Origin of the sequence: Mesorhizobium amorphae CCNWGS0123, from assembly GCF_001686985.1 — a bacterium.
Classification (GTDB): domain Bacteria; phylum Pseudomonadota; class Alphaproteobacteria; order Rhizobiales; family Rhizobiaceae; genus Mesorhizobium; species Mesorhizobium amorphae.
This window is the reverse complement of the sequence record NZ_CP015318.1, coordinates 3,032,164-3,049,398: the sequence shown is the minus strand read 5'-3', so window position 1 is coordinate 3,049,398 and position 17,235 is coordinate 3,032,164. Positions and strand designations below refer to the sequence as shown.

The following is a 17,235-nucleotide window of genomic DNA, read 5'->3' as shown; positions in this document are numbered from 1 at the left end:
GTATCCTGCTGCTTCAGGGCTACGCCGCTGCAAGTGCCGGCTCGTGCGCATACCGTCAGGCTGACGGCAGACGATTTTCCTGCCGCAGATTTTCGCGAAGCAAGGAGGGGTTCATGAGCGCAAGGGGCCGATACTTCCGTAGGCTGGTGGCCGGCATTTTTGCCGGTGTCTTCTGGATGGATACCGCCTTTGCGCAGTCGAGCGAGGCGGGGTGCAGGTTCGAGCCGGTGGCCGGAACCGCTCGACAGATCCTGCGGTGCCAGGAAGGCCTTACCATCATCGTCGAAGACGGCGCGCGTTTTTCGCTGGTGGACCGCGATCGGAACGGCAATGCCGATGCGGTGAGACTGCGGCGCAAGGCGCTGCTGCTCGAGGCTCCTGCCGGCGGGGTCCAGGGCGGTTTCGTGGTCGTCACCCCGCAGGCGATCGCCGCGGTGCGCGGCACAAGATGGACGGTCGACGTCGGCCAGGGCAAGACGTCCGTCTTTGTCCTCAGAGGCCGCGTCGCCGTGCAACGGCCGGCGTCCAATGCCGGCGTGGTGCTGGCGCCGGGCGAAGGCGTCGACGTAGGCAAACTGACCGTCAAGCGCTGGCCGGCCAAGCGCGTTTCCGCCTTGATGGCTCGTCTGGGTCAGTGAGCGAGGATGAGCGGTCGAGCGCTTGCGACGCTGATCGCGCTCATACTGGCCGGTCTTTGGGGCGCCGGCCTGGGCTTCGCGCACTGGCGCGGCAATCTGGGGTTTCTCGATCGCGTCGAAGCGACGATGACCGATCTTCGAACGCTCGTTCGAGGAACGGCAAAGCCACCGGAGCTGATCACCATTGTCGCGATCGACGACGAAACGGTGCGCGTTGAGGGCAGCTATCCGCTCAGCCGCGCCACGCTTGCCCGGCTTGTCGATTCGATCGCGCGCCTTGAGCCGAAAGCCATTGCGCTCGACCTTCTGCTGGTCGATCCCGGGGCGAAAGACGATGACGCGGCGCTCGCGCGTTCGCTGGGCAGGAGTGCCAGCGTCATCGCCGCGGCAGCGGTCTACCCGGGAGGCAGACAATGGGCAGTGGCCGAGGGCGAAGGGCCCCTCGCCCGCGTGCCGGATGCCGAGCGGTTTCTGTGGCCGCTGAAAGCGTTTTCGGATGCCGCCGCCGTCGGCGTCGTCAACGTGGTCACCGACCGGACGGGAACGCCGCGCTTCGTGCCGTTGCTGTTTCGGGCCGGAGATCGGCTGGAAGCGTCCTTCTCCCTGCGTGTTGCTGCCCTGGCTGCGGGCGAGGATCCAGCCATAGCGCCCGATCATCTGTCGCTGGGCAGCCGCCGGGTCAGGACAGACATCGGTCACATCCTGCCGCTGACATTCTATGGCCCGCGCGGCACGATCCGCACGATCAGCGCCGCGACCGTGCTGGAGGGCCAACTCGATCGCGGCATCATCCGGGATCGAATTGTCGTGATCGGAGCGACGGCAACCGGCGCCGGCGATGTTTTCCCGACTCCGTTCGATCCCGTGCTTCCGGGCGTCGAAGTCATGTCGACGGCGATCGCCCATCTGGCGACCGACGACGGAATCGTGCGCGACCGGTCCGTTCGTCTTGCGGATGCCGGCTTTGCAGTTGTGCTGCCCATGGTTCTCGTCGGGCTGCTGGCATGGCGGCGAAACGCCATCGGCCTGGCGGCGGTCGCCGGCGTGGTGTTGATCTGGTTCGTGGTCAATATGACCGCCTTCTCACACCATATCTGGCTGAGTGCTGCGCTGCCGATGGCCGCTGCCGTTCCGCCGGCTCTCCTGTTCGGTTCGGCACAACTTTGGCTGGGCAGGAACCGCGCCCAATATTTCGCCGCGCAGAGCGAATTGCTGCAACGCGTTGAAGCTCCGGGCCTGGGCGAGTGGCTCGCCAGACATGGCGACTTCCTCAAGGAACCTGTGCGGGCAGACGCCGCTATCCTGTTCATCGACCTGTCCGGCTTCACCGGGCTGAGTGAAACATTGGGGCCGAGCGCCACACGCGAACTTCTGAACGCGTTTCATGGGTTGGTGAACAAGGAAGTGGCAGACTGCGGTGGCGTCGTCACTTCTTTCATGGGTGACGGCGCCATGATCCTGTTCGGCCTGCCGGAACCAGCGGCAAATGACGCCTTCAATGCGGCTCGCTGTTGTGCACGGCTCTCCAGCCGCACCAACGATTGGCTGGTCTCGTTGCCGGCATCGACGGCATCGCGACTCGGCTTCAAGATCGGAGCGCACCACGGAACGATCGTTGCCTCTCGACTTGGCGGCGAAGCCCGTCAGCACATCGCAGCCACCGGTGACACGGTCAACGTCGCCAGTCGGCTGATGGAGATCGCGGCCGAGCAGAATGCCGAAGTCGCGGTGAGTGACAAGATGCTTGAAGCCGCCGGTCGCGACTGCGCACTGTTCAAATCCGGTGTTCTGAGAGGGCCTGTGGAAACACAAATCCGTGGGCGATCGGGTTCGCTGGCAATCTGGTTCTGGCAGAGTGCGCGGACGCTGCAGTAGGGCTCCTCGCCCCGCGGGCGAACCCAACCTTTTTTAAGGCTGCCCTACTCGCCCACAACCTCCCGATACGTCCTCACCTCGCCATCCTGCCCGCGAATGCGCCACGTCTCGCCCTCGCGTCCCTCGACATAGCACGGCCCGAGCGGCACCTTGCCGCCGCCGTCCGGCAGGTCCACCACATAGACGGGATTGCAGATGCCCGACAGGCGCCGGCGCAATGCTTCGGCCAGCGCCTGGCCTTCGGCGATTGTGGTGCGCCGGTGCGCCATGCCGCGCGCGAGGTCACCGTGGTGCAGGTAGTACGGTTTTATCCCGAGGCGGTACATCAGTTCGCGGCAGAGCTCCTCCAGCACCTCGACAGTGTCATTGACGCCCTTGAGCAGAACGCTCTGGTTGAGCAGCACGAAGCCTGCGTGGCGCAAGGTACGGCAGGCGGTTTCGGCCGCCGGCGTGACCTCCCGCGCGTGGTTGAAATGGGTGACGACGGTGACCATCAGCCGCCCCTGCAAGGCCGCGACCAGCCCTGATGTGACGCGCGACGGCAGCGCGACCGGCACGCGGGTGTGGATGCGCAACAGGCGCACATGCGGAATCGCCTCGATGCGGGCGCGGATCTCGACCAGCGCCTTGTCGGGCAGCGCGAGCGGGTCGCCGCCGGTCAGGATCACCTCGCGGATTTCGGGGTGGTCCGCGACATAGGCGAAGGCCGGCTCGAGTACTTCGCGCGTATAGCCGCGGCCGATCGAGGTCAGCGACTCCTTACGGAAGCAGAACCGGCAATAGACCGCGCATTGATAGGTCGGGAACAACAGGACACGGTCGGCATGGCGATGCGTCAGCCGCGGCACCGGGCTGAAGTCATGGTCGCCGATCGGATCGTCGAGCTCGCCGTCCTGCTCCGCCAGTTCCTGCGGCGACGGAATGACCTGCGCCCGGATGGGATCTTGCGGGTCGTTCCAGTCGATCAGGTCGAGATAGGCTTTTGGGATGCGAACCTTGTGGTTCGCGGCCGCCGCTTGCGCTGCCGCGCGCTCGGCCGGCGACAGCGGCAGCGACGCCAGATCGCGCACATGGCGCACACCTGCGCGGACGTCGTCCTGCCAAGAGGCATCGCCGGCCGCCGTACCGTCGTTTACGGCATCGGCAGTGCCGGAGGCCGCTTCCGTCGCTCCGCCGCTTGTGCCCGTCGGCGCGGCATCGTTGAAAGTCATCGAAGGCTCCTTGAATTCCTGCGCTGCTCGATACAGCATTGCGGCCAGCGCGCAAAAGCCTTCGATGCATGGCCGAGACAAACGCCATGCCCCTGGCGACCGCGCGGGATCGACCTTGCACATCCTGCGAAACCATAAATTTTTACGGACTGGAAAGCGATGCGTCGAAAGCCGGCGCCGCGATAGTCGGTGCCGGATGCGAAAGTGACCGCCGCTTCCCCCGGCAAGTACGGTGGATCGACAGGAGAAATTCAGCAGAATTTCAGAAATCTTCCGGTACGCGCCCGTTCCTTGGCTTCATTGTTCTCAAGAGCGAACCGGATGAGGTCGAACATGTCACCGAATGAGAACACGCGCCAAGCCGCCCGGCAGGAACTCCTGGAATTTGCATCCACCGTCATGGCTGGGTCCCCTTGTGCGCCCATGCCTGGAACAATGTTCGAAATGCTGGAGATCATAGCCGTAGAGAGGCGCATGGCTTCCAGCCAAGGTGAAGTCGGATCAAATTCTCCTGATCCCTTGACGTCCGCGCCGATTGAGACCCCAATCAGGCAGCGTTTGGTCGAGCTGGTCAGATCGGCATTCAATGTCGCGAGAAAACCCAGGGCACGTACCACTGGCACTTGGCAGTTGCGAGCTTGATCTTGCCCGCGGGCTGCTTTTGTGCGACGGGAAACCTGTTGCTCTGCGCTCCAAGGCGTTTGACCTGTTGGCCTACCTCAGCAGGAATGTCGGGCGTGTCGCGACCAAGTCTGAATTGATGTCAGCGGTGTGGCCCGACGTCTTTGTGACCGAGGACTCCCTGACGCAGGCGGTCAGGGAGTTGCGAAAGGCGCTGCAGGACGAAAGCCAAACCATTATCCGCACGGTCGCCAAGCGCGGCTACGTCTTCTCTCCTCCCGACGCGCCAAAGCAAGTGCGCTCCGGACAGCCGAGTGTTGCTGTGCTGCGTTTCAGCAATGAGGGTGCGCCGGAAGACACCCCCTTGGTCGACGGTTTCGCCGAGGACATTGTCAATGCGTTGGCTCGCTTCGGAACGGTCGTCGTGCTGGCGCGCAATTCCGGATTTGCCTTTGTCTCGGATTCCGCGTCCGATTGGCGTGCCGTTGGCGACAGCCTTGGCGCAACCTACCTGGTCCGCGGCAGGGCGACGACCCGGGCAGACGGCATGCGGGTCACTGTCAGTCTCATTACTGCCTCGACGGGTGGAGTCCTCTGGAGCGATACCTTTTCCGCGTCTGGCGGCCAGGTCTTCGACATGCAGGAAGAAATCGCCCGCCGTGTGGTGAACCGGCTGGTCGCTCGGCTCGACGATGCAGATCTCAAGCAGGCAAGCCCAAAGCCTCCCGAAAGCCTGGCCGCATACGAGCTTCTCCTGCGTGGACTGGCCCGGCTGCGCGGTTATGGTGATGATGACAATCAGGCTGCGCGCGGTTTCTTCCAGGCTGCGGTCGAAAAGGACCCGACCTATGCCTTGGCGCATTCCTACATCGCGCTCGCTGACCTTATTATCGGTGGCTATGCCGAGGCATCCCCGGCGTTGCTTGGTTCGGTGATCGACCGCGCGGAGTGTGCGGTGACCCTGGCGCCGGAAGAGCCACGCTGTCATCGCGTACTCGCCCAGGCTTTCATCTCCGCCCGTCGGTTCGACGCGGCCGAACATCACCTTCAACGCGCGCTCGACCTCAATCCGTATGACGCCGATACGATTGCGCAAATGGGGTTCTTGCTCACGATGAGAGGCAGGCCTCTCGAAGCACTCGCGGCGCTTGACAGTGCGATACGGATCAACCCGATCCATCCGGATTGGTACCACTATGATCGCGCCATCGCGCAATACTCCGTTGGAGATTACAAGGCCGCGCTTGTCAGCATGTCCAAGGTCCCCTCGAAGACCCCCTGGCGACTGACAAGGCTGGCGGGGTGCCACGCGCAACTCGGAGACCTGAAGGAAGCTCAGCGCATCATGGCGGAGGTCAAGCGGATAGCGCCTGACTATTCGCCGCTGGCGTTTGCGCAAACCGGGGTCGCCTTCGAACATGCGAGCGATGTCGAACATCTCGTTGCCGGCGTCGCCAAGGCACTTGCTGCGTATGAGCAGCAATCCTAGGCCGCGCCGGCGGGTGGTCGTTTTCGCATTGGAAATGCAGCTTCTCGCAGGGCGCGCCGGCCCAGGCTCCCGATCGAACTGCGGCATGTCGGCAAAATCCTTCGTCATCGAGAAGCGACGTTTCCCTGCCGAGCGCTGCGATGCTCTACGAACCCATAGGTATTTCAGCAAAATGGCATTAATCTGCGCAGCCTGGGGTTCAGGGCGGGCGAATGGATTTCGGCACGGGCCATGGCTACCTCCTCATCGGCGGCCTCATCCTGGTCGGTGCCGGGCTGCTGATCCTTTCGCTGATCGTCAATCTTCGCGTCGCGCACAGCGTGCGCGACGACGTGCGCCATCGCGAAAAGCTGCTGGAATACTATCGCAACATCTTTTCGCAGCTCGGCGTGATCCTGATCGGCATCGGCGTGTCCCTGTTCATCTTCTTCTTCCAGCAGAACTATCAGGACCAGAAAAGACGCGAGACGGAGCTGCAGCAGGTGATGGCCAAACTGGCGGCGCGCATTGCCCGCGGCACCCCTGTCGTCGCATCGCTCGGCGAATTCGACGCGCTGCTGGATCAAGGCGGGCCCTATGTCAGTCCGGACCTTGGTGGAACCAACGCCGCGGTCAGCGCCCAAGGGGCGGAACTCGGCAAGCAGGTCGCCGAGATCCTTCTGGTCGAACGCGACGTCGATGTCCAGGCGTTCGAGGTCCTCAATCTATCCCGCGATTTCGAAACCTCGTTCGTCGTCAACGAGCTCGACCCGACGCTGTGGTTCAACATCGTGCGCGACGAGAACGACATCAAATATGCCACCACCCAGCTCGCCCTCGACTACAAGGATTTGCTGGACGCGATCGGCGGCGAGCCGGTCGAGGCGGCGGTCGCCAATCCTGAAAAGGAGCGCAAGATCAAGCAGGAGGTGCTGGATATCTTCTACGATGCCGACCTGCTGCGCCTCAGCAGCAGGAGACATCTCGGCCGCGCGTGCTGGCTGTTCAGCAAGGGGCGCGGCTTCGTCGCCCTTGCACCGGCCGATGCGATCGAAGCCGATGCCAGATCGCACCAGGAATGGATCGACCGCGCGAAGCCCTTGCTGACGCAGTCGAAGTCGGGAAGCGACGACTGCTTCAAACTGCTCCATTACGGCCAGGCGAACTGAGAACGAGCCGTCGGCGAACCCACCGCCTTATCAAAACCAACAGCCCGCCGCAGTCAGCTCTGCGTCAGGCTCAGTCCTTCTTGAACTCGAATAGCTCGATGACGTTGCCCGATGGATCTTCGAGCAAGATGGCGCGGCCAGCACCGCCGTCGCTGATTTCGCCGCGGAATCGTGCATCAGCCCCGCGCAACCGCTCAATGAGGAGATCGATCTCGTTCGTAACGATCATAAATCGGTTCCACCCGCCCGGCTTCGGATCGCCGCCCGCCTGACCACCGCTCCCCGCACCTGGGGCGCTGAGATACAGTGTCAGGTCGTCGCGCAGCAGCGCGGCGAACTTGCCCGGATTGTGCTTTTCGATCTTGAAATCGAGATTGTCTCGATAGAACGCGACCGCCTCGTTGACGTCCGCAACGATGTATCGGACGGATGCCATTCAGCCTTCTCCTCGGTTTTGCAGCTACCAACGGTCAACTCACACAAAAGGTTTCCTGTCGGTGGAACTGAGTGCAGCGGGCGGCCTGGCGCAAATAAGAAAGCGCCATTTGGTAGGCGACCCAATGTCGGTCGTACGGCCCGGTCATTCGCAGACCAATGGTATTTTTAGTGGAAGGCTAATATACATAGACGCTCGAACCAGCAGCGCCTGCCGACACCTGAGGAACGCCATGCGGAGGTTCATCTTCACGGCAATGTGCATCGCCGCGGCAACAGGCGCCAACGCCCATGATTGGTACGAAGACAGGATTGACCCACTGACGAAATTCAAGTGCTGCGGCGGATCCGATTGCCGCGCCATACCTAGCTCTTCGGTACGGTCCAGAATTGATGGCGGCTACATTTACTTGCCGCATAATTTCATCATCCCGAAGGATCGCGTGCAGGATTCCCCAGACGGCCAATACCACATCTGCGAGAATACCTACGTCATAACCAATCAGCTGTATTTGCGGTGCTTTTTCGCACCTCGGGTCAAGATCTCTCTACTGCCCTCACGTTAAGGTAAATACTGCGCGTCGCTCGCTGCCCTGAACGGACGTTCGCGTTCACTACACAGGAAGCCAGACGCTGCCGTCCCGGTTCCGGCCACCCGGAAGCGAGCTCTGCGATCCATCCGTTTCCTTCCGGCCGTGGTGGCAAAGGAGAAACATCATGGGACCTTCACCGTACGATTCCGCAGCCAATTTCCCGCTGCCGCGCTCCACGTTATTGCAAGACGTTCAAATTTGAACTTCCGCACTCATGCTTTGTCGAGAGTATCTGCTGTAGTCACCTTCTGCGCCGTAAGCCGTGCTGAATCGCCGACGGCGACGATGACGACGAGATAGGAGAACGCAATGACTCGCAATCACGTTGAACGTCTTGGAGAGTTCAGGGAAATCCTGGTCGCGACTCGACGCGAGGGTGTCCGCAACGTGCACCATACTCGCGACGCAATGCGGGCAAGTGGCTTTCAGATCGGGGACAGCGACGGCTCCAGCTACGGAGCCGAGCTGAAGGCGCTCCAGGAGGAAATCGAGGCAGTCGACCGCGCCATCGAAGACGAGAAGCGGTTGGCCTTGGCCCTCGAGAGCGCGGCTCAGTCCCGTCGACCGACCAAACCGAGAATCGTGAAGGGAACGTAGAGTCAGATACGGCTCTTGGCGCGCCCGTCGCGTCGAAGCGGTCGGCACTAGCTGGATAAAAGCTCGGCTTCAACGCTTGCGCCGGCATGTCCACTGTCTACCGGTCGCCGACGCGCCGCAGCGTGCCGAGATGATTGTCGTCGAGAAACTCTATCGTCATGGCCGACGCCTTGCCGTCCGGGCCGACGACGAAGTTGACGCCCGTTGGCCTGTCCGGTGTCTCGGCATCGGGAAAGGTCAAGAACAGGTCGCCGTCGAAATGCGTCAGCGAATAGGACCGGGCGCCAGCCGGGCCGACCTTGAGCACAAGGCCGTCTCCCGCACTCGACACGACCGCATCGCCGATGAAGTCGTTGGCGTAGCGTCCGGCATAGGCACCGGCCGGCCCGGCCGGCCTTGCCGGGGACGGTGGCGCGGCATAGGCGGCCTTGGCCGCCTCGACCGCCGGACCGAAGAGGCCGGCATAGATGCCGTCCCATGCCTTGATCCAATCCTTCTCGACCGTTCCGTCGAAGACGAGGTCGGCAAAACTGTCGGATAGCCCCTCCGGCACGCCTGTCGGAAAGGCATTGGCGATGATGACGATGCCAAGCTTCTCCTTCGGGAAGACTGTCACGAGGGTGCGCGCGCCGACGCTGAAGGCGCCGGCATGGCCCCAGCTAGGACCGTGCCGGCCGAATTCGACATTCCAGCCGAGGCCGTAGAAGGACTCGCCGCCGGAGACCGGGTTCTTGCCGCGCGTCATCAGCGGCACATGCGTCTGCGCCAGCGCATCGGCGGCAATCAGCGTCTTGCCGGCATAGACCCCGTTGCCGGTTATGAGGCGCACCCATTGCGAGAGATCGCGTGCCGTGGAACTGACACCGCCCGCCGGCGCCTGCGCGTCCGGATCGCGCTTGATCTTCGCCGCCCAGGCGCCATTGACCGGCACGTGCAGCGCGGCGCGATTGGCGTGCTTGACAAAGTCGGAATGGCGGGAGCTGGTCGAGGCCATGCCAAGCGGCCGGTAAAGTTTTTCCTCGGCGACCTCCTCCCAGGATTTTCCCGTCGGCTTCGCTGCGGCAACAGCACCCTCGGTCAGTCCGAAATTGCTGTAGGAGTAGCCGGCACGAAAGCTCGACGATGGCGGCACGAACCGCAGCCGATGCAGGATCTCGGCGCGGTCGTAGCCAATGTCCTCGAGGTCGTCTCCGGCAGTGCCGGGAAGCCCGCTGCGATGCGCGAAGAGGTCACGGATGGTGAGTTGGCTGGTCGGATAGGGATCGGCCAGCCGGAAGGCCGGATCGAGGTCGGCGATCTCCGAATCCCAGGACACGATCCCGTCGCTGACCAGCGCCGCCACGACGGTGGCGGAGACCGGTTTGGAGAGTGAGGCGATCTGGAACACGGTGTCGGCGTCGACGGCCTCAGGCTTGCCGGCCTCGCGATGCCCGAAACCCTTGAGGAAGATCACTTCGTCATCGTGCACGACGCCGATAGCGAGACCGGGCACGGTACCGTCGGCGACGGCGGCTTCGGCCAGCGCTTCGAGCTTCGACAGGGCAGCCGCGATGCGTTCGGGCGTGATGTCGTCGGCCGATGCCGCACGCGGCCAGAACGCCATGAAGGCGATGAAGGCCCAGATGCGCCAATGGCAGAGATTCCGATCCAGCCGCACGATCGAGCCTCCTCCCCTGCATTCACCTGGCCATAGTACAGGCCGGCGCGGGCGAGGCCAATGCTTGCCCGGCAATCGACTATCGCCGCAATCGACCACCGCCACGATTTCGGGCAATCTTACAGCGGCGGTCCCTTAGGGACGCCACCGAGGGAGGATATCATGACCAAAGCTCGGGCCGGCTTGCCGCGCTATGAAGATGCCGTCGCGCACTTTCGCCTCGAAGATGAAGTCGCCCGGCTCCACGGCGACCCCGCAACCGGCATCAACGCCTATGTCGAATGCTGCGGCCGCTACACGGGACAAAACCGGCTGGCATTGCGCGCCATTTCCGCCGGCGGCGAGCTTCGTGAATTCAGCTTCGACGACCTCGCCGGCATGTCGGGCCGTGTCGGCACCATGCTGAAGGATCTCGGCGTCGGTCCGGGCGACGTCGTTGCCGGCATGCTGCCGCGCATTCCGGAACTGATGGCGCTGATCCTTGGCACCTGGCGCGTCGGCGCAGTCTACCAGCCGCTGTTCACCGCCTTCGGCCCGAAGGCCATCGAACACCGGCTGGGCTACAGCGGCGCCAAGCTGGTGGTGACCAACCCGGCCAATCGCGGCAAGCTCAACGAGGTCGAGAACCATCCGCGCGTCGCGACCATTCTCGCTGCAGGCGATGCCCTGCCCGAAGGCGACATCGATTTCCGCGCCGCACTTGCCGCCGCCTCGCCCGACTGTCCGCCGGTGATGCGCAAGGGGTCCGACCTGTTCATGATGATGTCGACATCCGGCACGACTGGGCACCCGAAAGGCGTGCCGGTGCCGCTCAACGCCCTGCTCGCCTTCGGCGCCTATATGCGCGACGCGATCGGGCTCACCCCAGACGATGTGTTCTGGAACATCGCCGATCCCGGCTGGGCCTATGGGCTCTACTACGCCATCACCGGCCCCTTGCAGCTCGGCATCGCCACCACTTTCTACGAGGGCGCCTTCAACGCCAAAAGCACCTACGACATCGTCGAGCGCCTTGGGGTGACCAGCCTCGCCGGCTCGCCCACCGCCTATCGCCTGCTGATGGCCGAGGGCGCGGAAGCGGCCGCCCGGGTCAAGGGGAAGCTGCGGGTGGTGAGCAGCGCCGGCGAGCCGCTCAACCCGGAAGTGATCCGCTGGTTCGACGCCAATCTCGCCGCGCCCATCCACGACCATTACGGCCAGACCGAGAACGGCATGATGGTGAACAACCACCACGGCCTCACGCACACCGTGCGCGCCGGCTCGGCCGGCTTTGCCATGCCGGGCTACCGCATGGTCGTGCTCGACGAGGCGGGAAACGAGCTCGGCCCCAACCAGCCCGGCATTCTCGCCGTAGACATCGACAACTCCCCGCTGCGCTGGTTCGACGGCTATCACCAGGCGGAGACGCCGGCGATAGCAGGCGGCTACTACCGCACCGGCGACACGGTCGAGTACGAGCCGGATGGCTCGGTCTCCTTCATTGGCCGGGCCGACGACGTCATCACCTCGGCCGGCTATCGCATCGGCCCGTTCGACGTCGAAAGCGCGCTGATCGAGCATCCGGCGGTCAACGAGGCGGCTGCGGTCGGCGTGCCCGATCCGCAGCGCACCGAGATCGTCAAGGCCTTCGTGGTGCTGGCGCCCGCCTACAAGGGCAGCGAGGAACTTGCCGAGGAAATCGCCCAGCATGTCAAGAAGCGACTGTCGGCGCACGCTTATCCGCGCGAGGTCGAGTTCGTTGTAGAACTGCCGAAGACACCGAGCGGCAAGATCCAGCGGTTTTTGTTGCGCAAGGCGGAGGTGGAAAAGCGGAAGGGAGTGGCCTAGGCCACCCAACTTGCCGACGATCTCCCTATCGCCTGCATCCATCCGTGTCCGTGGACTGGGTCGAGAAATACCACCCATCGTCCACGAAAAGGATCGAGCCCGCTACATCGAGAACTGCGAGTCGCCGGGCTCGACTGATCGGCAAGGCCGGCATCGCCAGCGTGCGCCTCAAGTTCCGCAGCCCCGGTGCTTCTTGCCCGTACGCGAGATATTTCCGTATAGCCGGCATCACAGGATAGGCCCGATGCTGAAACTTGCGGCCGGCCTGGAAGGTTAAATTTAAGCACTTTCTACTAGGTTCGTCCGATGGGCTATTGTCCAGGAAAGGTATTCGGGTCGAATTGACCAGAACGGGATTCAATCTCGGCCGCGTGAGACAGGCCGTTTTTTCTGCCGCCAACTTGCCGGCGGCGATAGCCTTTGTCGTGCTTCTGATCTGCGCCGTGTTTGCCGACCAGCAGAACAGACAAGTCTCCGATCAACTGGCGCGCGCCGATGTGCTGGCCAAGGTCAACATTATCCGCGCCAAGCTCGAGGGCAACATAAACGGCAATCTCCAGCTGGTGCGCGGCCTGGTATCGGCCATCGTCACTGAGCCCTATATGGGCCAGCAGAGATTTGCCTCGCTCGCCGGCAATCTGTTCGAGCAGAAATCGCAATTGCGCAACATCGCCGGCGCGCCGGACCTCGTCATTTCGCTGATGTACCCGATGGAAGGCAACGAGAAGGCGATCGGGCTCGATTACCGCAAGAACGAGGCGCAACGCACGGCAGCGCTTCGGGCGCGCGACGGACGCATGCTGGTGTTCGCCGGCCCGGTCGACCTGGCGCAAGGCGGACGCGGCTTCATAGGCCGCATCCCGGTCTTCGTACCGACGGCGGGCGGCGGCGAGCGCTTCTGGGGGATCGTCTCGGCGGTAGTCGATGTCGAGAGGCTCTACGCGGCGAGCGGCCTCAACGACCCCCAACTCGACATCGATGTCGCGCTGACCGGCAAGGATGCGCTGGGCGGCGGTGGCGAACGTTTCTTTGGCGGCGACAACGTCATCGCCGGCGAGCCCGTGACGGCCGAAGTGCAGCTGCCTTCAGGCTCCTGGCGGATTTCGGCCATTCCCAAGGGCGGCTGGCCAGCAGCGCCGAAGAATGAGCGGACCTTGCAGGCACTCATGGCGCTTGCCGGCGTGCTGGTGGTGCTGCCGATCCTGGTGGCCGGGCGGCTGTTCGGCGAAAGGCAGAAAAACTATGCCGAGTTGAGACGCCTGTCGGGCCGCCTGGAGCTGGCGCTGGAGGCCTCGGGCATCGGCGTGTGGGAGCACGACCTCGCCACCAACGAACTGGTGTGGGACGACCGCGTCAACGAGATCTACGGCAGGCCCGCCGACGGCAAGCCGCGCGCCTATGATGACTGGTCGGGGACGATCCATCCCGACGATATCGAGCGTGCCCGGCTGGATTTCGACCAGGCCGCGGCGACCAAGGGCCTCTACTCCTCGCAATACCGCCTCGTCCATGCTGACGGCCATATCCGCCATGTCCGCACGCGCGCGACATTCTTCCAGGACACTGGCGGCACGCCGAAGATGATCGGCGCCGAATGGGACGTGACCAGTGACGTGCTGCTCAACGAGAACCTGGTGCGCGAGCGGCAGCTGTCGGAATCGAAGAACGCCGAACTGGAGACCGCCAAGGCGCGCATCGAGCATGTGGCGCTTCACGATTCGCTGACCGGCCTGCCCAATCGCCGCTATCTCGACGAGATGCTGGCCGAAAGCGGCGAAGCCGACCAGCGCACGGCGCTGCTGCATCTCGACCTCGACCGCTTCAAGCAGATCAACGACACGCTCGGCCACGCGGCGGGCGATGCCATGCTGTTGCATGCCTCGAAGGTGATCAAGGCCAATGCCGGGGCTGCCGATTTCGTGGCGCGCATCGGCGGCGACGAGTTCGTGGTGGTGAGCCATGGCCGTGGCGACGACAAGCTTGCCGAACTCGCCGACCGCATCATCGAAGAGATGCGGCAGCCGATCACCTACCAGGGCCACCAGTGCCGGTTCGGCGTCAGCATCGGCATTGCCGCCAACAGCGGGGTCGACGCCAAACAGTTGCTCGTCAATGCCGATCTCGCGCTTTACCGGGCGAAAAGCCATGGCCGCAATCGCTACGAATTCTTCAACGAGGAACTGCAGAGCGAGATCGTTCGGACCAAGCAGACCGCCGATGAAATCCTGGGCGGGCTGGAGCGGAACGAATTCATCGCGTACTACCAGCCGCAGTTCGACGCCAAGACGCTCGAGATCGTCGGCGTCGAGGCGTTGTCGCGCTGGAGGCATCCGCGGCGCGGCATCCTCGCCCCCGCCGCCTATCTCAAGGTGGCCGAAGAGCTCAATGTCGTGGCGCTGATCGACAGCGTCACCCTCAAACAGGCGCTGGAGAATTTCGAGCGCTGGTCGCAGCTCAACATCCCGCGCGTGTCGGTCAACGTCTCGGCCAGGCGCCTGGAGGACCGGGACCTGATCAAGGGGTTGCGCGGGCTCGCCATCAAGGAAGGGACCGTGTCGTTCGAACTGGTCGAGTCGATCTTCCTCGACGAGAACGACGATTTCGTTTCCTGGAACATCGAGCAGATCAAGGAACTCGGCATCGACATCGAGATCGACGATTTCGGCACCGGCCACGCCTCGATCGTCAGCCTGCTCAAGCTGCAGCCGCGCCGGCTGAAGATCGACCGCCAGCTGATCACGCCGATCATCGACTCGAGGGCGCAGCGGCGGCTGGTGTCGTCCATCATCGAGATCGGCAAATCGCTCGGCATCGAAGTGGTGGCCGAAGGCGTCGAAACGATGGAGCACGCGCGCATCCTGAAGGAATTGGGCTGCGACATCCTGCAGGGCTACGCCTTCGGCCGTCCGATGGACGCCAAGGCCTTCAAGGCCTTTGCCCAGTCGCGCAAATGGCTGGCGGTAGGGTAACGGGGCGCCCCTACGCCCTCAGCCACAGCGGCTTTGCGCCTCGTATCGGCCGTTAAGGTCAGCATTGCCACCGCCTGGAAGCGGACATAGCCGGCGCCACTCTGGAAGTCGCGGCCGCGCCATGAACTTTTTTCCGAAGTGCGTTGGGCACCGAAGCAAGGAGGCTCGTGCATTCGGGGCGCGCCCTTTCTTTAAGGCCGTCACCGGGCTTGCAATTCGGTGGCGCATTGCGACATTGGCTGCATGAGCACCTCCGCACAACCAGTGCGTCTGGCCCGCCCCGCAAAGAAGCGGCGTCGCATCCCCATTGCAGTCATCATGGCGTTGAGTTTTGGCAGCCTCGTATTCCTGTCGGTCGGCGGCGTGCTCGCATTGTCGGTCGGCGCCAATTTTCGCAACACGTTCGACTTGCTCGGCGCCCAGTCGACACTCCTGATCGATGCGATGGAGGACTCGCTGCGCGCCGAGATGGGAGACGCCGAGAACGCGGTGGACGGCATCGCGCAGCTGTATGCCCAGGGCGAGTTCCAGATCGACGACAAGGCGATGTCTGCAACCGTTGCCGGTGCTCTGGCTGCCGCTTCGGGGGTCGAGGCGACGCTGATCTGCACCCCCGACCTCGTCTGCCGCGGCGCCGCGCGGTCCGTCGAAAACAACGTTTCAACGGGCGCGATCGAGCATTTTCCGGCCGAGCCCGAGAAGTCGTCCCAAGTCCGCGCCGCCCTCGAGCAACGCAGACAGGTCGACGGACGCCAATGGGGTGCGTTCGTGGCCAACGAGTTCGGCCTGTACGCGCATGTCTCCGTGCCGCTGGCACGTAATGGCGTGACGCAGGCCTGGGTGATCGCGGCGGTCGAATTGCAGAAACTGTCCGATATCACGCGGGAACTGTCATCGCGATTTGGCACGCATGCCTTCATTCTCGATGGCGAAGATCGCGTGCTCGCCGACCAAAGGCTGGCCGATCCCGACGCTCTGAAGAATGGCGTCCTGCCACTGACGCCGCTGGCCACGTATGGCGATCCGGTATTGGCCGCATATAGCTCGCGCAAGGTAGGGCAGGAGTTCGACACGCGCCGCGCCCGCGACATAGAAATCGCCGAGATCGACCCCAGCGTGGACAATGCGTCCGAGTGGAGCGGCGACACCACGTACATCGCCATTACCCGCAAGATCGCAGGCTATGGCGACAAGCCCTGGACGCTCGGCGCGTATTTCGAGACCAGCCAGATCAGCGACGAGATCGAGCGCGTTATGGGATCGGCCCTGCTCGGTCTTGGGGCGATGGCCGTGGCGGTCATAGTAGCGATCCTGCTTGGCAGGCGCCTGTCGCGACCGATCCAGGCGATCGCCGGCCAGGCCACGCGCGTCGCCGATTTCGATCTCGACGGCGTGACCCCGCTGCCGCGCAGCAGGGTGCTGGAGTTGGACAACCAGGCTTCGGCCTTCAATGCTATGCTGATCGGACTGCGTGCATTCTCGACCTATATTCCGCGCTCGCTGGTGGCCAAGCTGGTGCGCACCGGAGAGATCGGCATCGCCGAACCGCGCGAGGCGGTCGTCACTGTCATGTTCACCGATATCGCCGGTTTCACCACGTTGTCGGAGCGGATGGACGCTGCCGCTGCGGCCAGGCTCCTCAACCATCATTTTGAAATCCTGTGCCGCGCGGTCGACACGCATGGCGGCACGGTTGACAAGTTCTTGGGCGACGGCATGCTGGCATTCTTCGGCGCGCCGGACCGTCTGAAGGGCCATGCCGCCGCGGCCGTCCGTGCCGCCGCGGCCATTCGCGAGCAGTTGGAGAAAGACAATCTGGAAGCGGCCAGCGAAGGCCGGCCTCCGCTTCATGTCCGCATCGGCATCCATACGGGCTCCGTCATTGTCGGCAACATTGGCGCATCCGACCGCGTCAACTATACGATAGTCGGCGACACCGTGAACGTCAGCCAGCGGCTACAGGATCTCGGCAAGCAGCTCGACCCGGATGCCGCGACCGCCATCGCGATTTCCGGCGAGACCGCGTCGCGGCTCGACGAAGAGTTCGAAACGATCCCGGCGGGCAAGCACAGGTTGCGGGGGCGCGGCGAAGCGACGGAGGTCTTCCAGCTTGGCAAAGTCGCGACGTCAGAATCGCCCCGTCTGGACGTTCACCGCGCTCAAGCAGGCTAAGGG

12 protein-coding genes are annotated in these 17,235 nt (G+C 63.6%); 8 read left to right on the top strand and 4 right to left on the bottom strand.

From position 1 onward, the window contains the following. Positions 1–113 precede the first annotated feature (113 nt). The gene (locus A6B35_RS14205) at positions 114–638 is read left to right on the top strand and encodes a FecR domain-containing protein (RefSeq protein ID WP_006201463.1); all 525 of its coding nucleotides are present in this window, start codon (positions 114–116) and stop codon (positions 636–638) included. 6 nt (positions 639–644) lie between these two features. Next, the gene (locus A6B35_RS14200; protein ID WP_006201464.1) at positions 645–2,513 is read left to right on the top strand and encodes a CHASE2 domain-containing protein; all 1,869 of its coding nucleotides are present in this window, start codon (positions 645–647) and stop codon (positions 2,511–2,513) included. 44 nt (positions 2,514–2,557) lie between these two features. Here the strand turns inward: A6B35_RS14200 and A6B35_RS14195 are convergent, their stop codons facing one another. Next, entirely contained in the window at positions 2,558–3,724 is a 1,167-nt protein-coding gene (locus A6B35_RS14195) for a KamA family radical SAM protein (RefSeq protein ID WP_081482113.1), read from the bottom strand. 251 nt (positions 3,725–3,975) lie between these two features. Then, entirely contained in the window at positions 3,976–4,311 is a 336-nt protein-coding gene (locus A6B35_RS14190) for a hypothetical protein (protein ID WP_244897093.1), read from the bottom strand. A 122-nt stretch (positions 4,312–4,433) separates the two neighbouring features. Here A6B35_RS14190 and A6B35_RS14185 point away from each other — a divergent pair, with 122 nt between their 5' ends. After that, positions 4,434–5,834, top strand: a complete 1,401-nt coding sequence (locus A6B35_RS14185) for a winged helix-turn-helix domain-containing tetratricopeptide repeat protein (RefSeq protein ID WP_006201466.1) — start codon at positions 4,434–4,436, stop codon at positions 5,832–5,834. Between the two features lie 212 nt (positions 5,835–6,046). Next, positions 6,047–6,982 carry a hypothetical protein gene (locus tag A6B35_RS14180; protein ID WP_006201467.1) on the top strand — a complete coding sequence of 312 codons (936 nt, stop codon included), beginning with the start codon at positions 6,047–6,049 and terminating at the stop codon, positions 6,980–6,982. Positions 6,983–7,052: 70 nt separating this feature from the next. Here A6B35_RS14180 and A6B35_RS14175 read toward each other — a convergent pair whose 3' ends face one another. Next, complete coding sequence (locus tag A6B35_RS14175; protein WP_006201468.1) at positions 7,053–7,418, bottom strand: VOC family protein; 366 nt, start codon at positions 7,416–7,418, stop codon at positions 7,053–7,055. Between the two features lie 901 nt (positions 7,419–8,319). On the opposite strand from A6B35_RS14175, the gene A6B35_RS14165 reads away from it, so the two are divergent. After that, entirely contained in the window at positions 8,320–8,607 is a 288-nt protein-coding gene (locus A6B35_RS14165; RefSeq protein WP_006201471.1) for a hypothetical protein, read from the top strand. Between the two features lie 97 nt (positions 8,608–8,704). Here the strand turns inward: A6B35_RS14165 and A6B35_RS14160 are convergent, their stop codons facing one another. Beyond that, complete coding sequence (locus A6B35_RS14160) at positions 8,705–10,264, bottom strand: serine hydrolase (RefSeq protein ID WP_006201472.1); 1,560 nt, start codon at positions 10,262–10,264, stop codon at positions 8,705–8,707. Positions 10,265–10,426: 162 nt separating this feature from the next. Here A6B35_RS14160 and A6B35_RS14155 point away from each other — a divergent pair, with 162 nt between their 5' ends. The 3 genes from A6B35_RS14155 to A6B35_RS14145 all read left to right on the top strand — a co-directional run bounded on the left by A6B35_RS14155 (position 10,427) and on the right by A6B35_RS14145 (position 17,232). After that, positions 10,427–12,091: an acyl-CoA synthetase gene (locus tag A6B35_RS14155; RefSeq protein ID WP_006201474.1), complete on the top strand. Its 1,665-nt coding sequence runs from the start codon at positions 10,427–10,429 to the stop codon at positions 12,089–12,091. A 371-nt stretch (positions 12,092–12,462) separates the two neighbouring features. After that, complete coding sequence (locus tag A6B35_RS14150; RefSeq protein WP_193364555.1) at positions 12,463–15,060, top strand: bifunctional diguanylate cyclase/phosphodiesterase; 2,598 nt, start codon at positions 12,463–12,465, stop codon at positions 15,058–15,060. A gap of 318 nt (positions 15,061–15,378) precedes the next feature. Next, positions 15,379–17,232: an adenylate/guanylate cyclase domain-containing protein gene (locus A6B35_RS14145; protein ID WP_040582522.1), complete on the top strand. Its 1,854-nt coding sequence runs from the start codon at positions 15,379–15,381 to the stop codon at positions 17,230–17,232. The last annotated feature ends 3 nt before the right edge of the window (positions 17,233–17,235 follow it).